Source organism: Pseudomonas sp. D47, assembly GCF_045447305.1.
GTDB lineage: Bacteria > Pseudomonadota > Gammaproteobacteria > Pseudomonadales > Pseudomonadaceae > Aquipseudomonas.
In genome coordinates, this window is record NZ_JBJGXU010000235.1 from 1 (window position 1) to 208 (window position 208).

The following is a 208-nucleotide window of genomic DNA, read 5'->3' on the forward strand; positions in this document are numbered from 1 at the left end:
TTCCGCAAATGGCCTCTCTATCGGATAGCAGGCTTGCTTTGCCTAGCATAGCGTCGGATGTTTGAACTGTTCTTGTGGTGGGGCTGGTGAACACATCAGTGTTGTTCAAATCAAAATAAGCGTTTAAACGAATCCCAACGTCTGTTGCTCTTTCGCCTCCATGCACGGTGATGCCATCGGCGGGGCCTAAACACGGATTGTTGGAACG

General features: G+C 50.0%; 1 pseudogene. It reads right to left on the minus strand.

Annotation, left to right across the window (positions count from 1 at the left end):
• Window positions 1-208 (minus strand): annotated as a pseudogene (locus tag ACI77I_RS32355) (histidine phosphatase family protein); the annotation flags it as partial.